A 3,179-nucleotide genomic window follows, 5' to 3' on the forward strand; every position below is an offset into this window, starting at 1 on the left:
GCGCGCGGTTGCGCGCGAGATCGAGCCGCCACACGAACACGCCCGCAGCGACGACCGCCGCGACGCTCAGCGCGACGCCGAGGCGATGCCGCTGCACGAACTTGCGCAGCCGGTAGACGCGCGTGATGCGCGCGGCACGCACGGGCCGGCCGTCGAGGTAACGCTGGATGTCGTCGCGCAGCGCGCCGGCACTCGCGTAACGCTGCGCCGGATCGGCGTCGCAGGCTTTCGCGACGATGCCGCCGAGTTCCGCATCGAGCGGCAGCGGCGCGAGTCCGTCGATCGCTGCGCCGTCTGCGCGCCGCGCGGTCACGAGTTCGCGCAGCAGCACGCCGAGGCTGAAGAGGTCGCTCGCGGTGCTGATGACGCGGCCGTCGCGCTGTTCGGGGCTCGCGTAGCCCGGCGTGAATACGCGGGTCGAATCCGACGACTGCGCCTCGACATCGACGAGCCGCGCGACGCCGAAATCGAGCAGCTTGACCTGGCCGCCGCGCGCGACCAGCACGTTGGCCGGCTTCAGGTCGCGATGCACGACGAGGTGCCGGTGCGCATGACCGACCGCGTCGAGCATCGCGTCGAACAGCGCGAGCCGGTCGCGCAGCCGCGGCGCATGAATCGCCGTGTGCTGCAGCAGCGGCAGGCCGTCGACGAATTCCATCGCGAGCCACGGCTGGCCGTCGGCGGTTTCGCCGCCGTCGAGCAGCCGCGCGATGTTCGGATGATCGAGCGCGGCGAGAATCTGCCGCTCCTGGCGCAGCCGCCGCAGTCCGTCGGCGGTCGGAAAGCCGCGCAGGATCTTGATCGCGACCTGCTGCGTGAACCCGCCGTCGACGCGCTCGGCGAGCAGCACGGTGCCCATGCCGCCGGCGCCGAGTTCGCGCAGCAGCCGATATGGGCCGAGGCGCGTACCTTGCGCCGCGCTGCCGTGGTTCACGCTCGCGTCGATCGCGCGCGCAAGCGGATCGTCCGCATCGGCGTCGGCGGACAGCAGACGAGCGAGCAGTTCGCGATCGGCCGCATCGAGCGCCGATGCAGCAAGCGCGGCCGCGCGCTCATCTGTCGGCAGCAGCCGCAGGCGCTCGAACTCCGCATCGACGCGATCGAGCGCACTCGCGTTCATCGGTGAGTGCTTACGGCCAGACCTGCGGCCGCTTCACGCGCTGCCAGCGCGCGAGCGCCTCGCGCGTGCGCTGCCGGCCGATCTCGATGACTTCGGCCGCGCGCTGGAATTCGTAGAACGCGCAGACGTTGCGCGGAATCGAAATGACGAGATCCGGCGGCTGCGCGGCGAGCTTGTAGCGCGTCAGCGTTTCCTGCACGACGTCGAGCGAGCGCGCGAACAGGTCGAGCACGCCCGGCTCGGCAATCGTCACGCGCTTGCTGCGGCTCTCGAGAAAGCGCTCCCACAGCTCGCCGATGCGGCCCAGACCGGTCTGCCGGTTCGCTTCGTCGGGTTCGTGGATCTCAGGCCGCGTGATCGGCGTCTCGCGCTCGGCCACGCCCTCGGCTTCGGCGTTCACGTCGACGGCGATCGTCGCATCGGTGAGATCGCGCAAGGTCGGGGTCACCGGAACCGGATTGAGCAGGCCGCCGTCGACGAGACGGCGGCCCTGATAGCGATGCGGCCGGAACACGGTCGGAATCGAGATCGACGCGCGGATCGCATCGAACAGCGAGCCGCGCGAGAACCAGACCTCGCGCTGCGCGTCGATGTCGACGGCGACCGCGGTATAGCTGATCGGCAGGTCTTCGATGTTGGTCTCGCCGACGAGATCGCGCAGCGCGCCGATCACGCGCTGCCCCTTGATCAGGCCGCCGCCGCGCCAGCTCCAGTCGACGAGGCGCAGCACGTCGAAGGTTTTCAGCGAACTCGCCCACTCGCGGTATTCCGTGAGCTTGCCGGCGGCGTAGACGCCGCCGACGAGCGCGCCCATCGAACTGCCGGCGACCGAGCGGATCTCGTAGCCCTGCGCGCGGAGTTCCTCGATCACGCCGACGTGCGCGTAGCCGCGCGCGCCGCCGGAACCCAGCACCAGCGAAATGCTGCCGCGGCGCGGCGGATCGGTCATCTCGACGGGCAGGTTCATGGGTACTCCGGCAGCGGCGCTACTGATACGCGCCGATCGACAACTGCAACAGGATCTTCATTTCCTCGCGCAGGCTCAGCGGCGCGACGACTTCCGCATCCGGTCCGTACTTCAGCACGTCCATCAGCAGCTCCTTGGAATTGCTGTACGGCACCTTGAGTTCGTAGCGACCATCGCTGAGGAACTGGCCCTGCTGCTGCGAGTGCCAGTGTTCGTCGGCGACCCAGCGCGACGCGTGCGGCGAGAAGCGCAGCGTGGCCCAGGCCTTCGGGGGGCCGGAAAAAATGCCGTAGCTCGCCGCGAGATGCGCATTGAGTTCGGTGTCGTCGCGATCGATCGCCGCCTCGTCCATCATCTGCGGCGACGCGATGCGGTCGACCGCGAAACTGCGCAGCGCTTCGCGCTCGTGGTCCCAGGCGTCGAGGTACCAGTTGTCGCGATAGTGAGCGAGACGCTGCGGCGACACGAGGCGCTCGGTCGTCGAGCCGGTCGAGCGCGCGCGGTAGCGGAATTTCAATTGCCGGCGCGCCATCACCGCGCCGGCGACGACGCGGAAGCTGATCTGGTCGAGCGTGCGCATGCCGCTCGCGATCACGCGGATGCGCTCGGTCGGCAGACGCGCGCCGCTCGCGTGATCCGACAGCAGCGTTTCGATGCGTTTCTCGAACGGCGCGAGCACGTCGGCGAGGATGCTCGGACCGCTGCGCGCGACGAGTTCGTTCAGCGCGAGCAGCGCGGAGAGTTCGTCGCTGGTCAGCCACAGGCCCGGCAGCTCGAAGCGTTCGGCCTCGGCCTGGTCGTAGCGGAAGGCCGCCTGTTCGCCCTCGCCGCTCTCGATCGGCGCGCCGAGCGCATCGCGCAGGAACGCGATGTCGCGGTACAGCGTCGCGCGGGAGCAGCCCAGTTCGTCCTTGAGGCGCTGCAGACTGACCGGATAACGGGACGTCTTCAGCAGGCGGTGCAGGCTAAGTATGCGTTCGTATCGGTCCATAGGGCTCCGATTGTGGCGGCTCGCCGGTGACAAGCGCTAGAGCCTGATCCGGACTTTCGGGCACGCGGACACGCCGCCGGCTCATCGCCGCCCGGCGGCGT

General features: G+C 69.5%; 3 protein-coding genes. All 3 read right to left on the reverse strand.

Annotation, left to right across the window (positions count from 1 at the left end; all coding sequences use genetic code 11):
• On the reverse strand, positions 1-1,120 hold a 1,120-nt coding region (locus tag VLF18_RS06605), incomplete at its 3' end, for a serine/threonine-protein kinase (RefSeq protein ID WP_325278827.1).
• Positions 1,121-1,130: 10 nt separating this feature from the next.
• The gene (locus VLF18_RS06610; RefSeq protein ID WP_325278828.1) at positions 1,131-2,087 is read right to left on the reverse strand and encodes a patatin-like phospholipase family protein; all 957 of its coding nucleotides are present in this window, start codon (positions 2,085-2,087) and stop codon (positions 1,131-1,133) included.
• 19 nt (positions 2,088-2,106) lie between these two features.
• Positions 2,107-3,078, reverse strand: coding sequence for a YafY family protein (locus VLF18_RS06615; protein WP_325278829.1), 972 nt, complete (start codon positions 3,076-3,078; stop codon positions 2,107-2,109).
• Positions 3,079-3,179 lie beyond the last annotated feature (101 nt).

This window comes from Tahibacter sp. (genome assembly GCF_035481375.1).
In the GTDB taxonomy this organism is placed as follows: domain Bacteria; phylum Pseudomonadota; class Gammaproteobacteria; order Xanthomonadales; family Rhodanobacteraceae; genus Tahibacter.

Excerpts from the sequence above, each read along its gene's own strand:
- VLF18_RS06610 (WP_325278828.1), bottom strand. The coding sequence starts at position 2,087 with ATGAACCTGCCCGTCGAGATGACCGATCCGCCGCGCCGCGGCAGCATT.
- VLF18_RS06615 (WP_325278829.1), bottom strand. The coding sequence starts at position 3,078 with ATGGACCGATACGAACGCATACTTAGCCTGCACCGCCTGCTGAAGACG.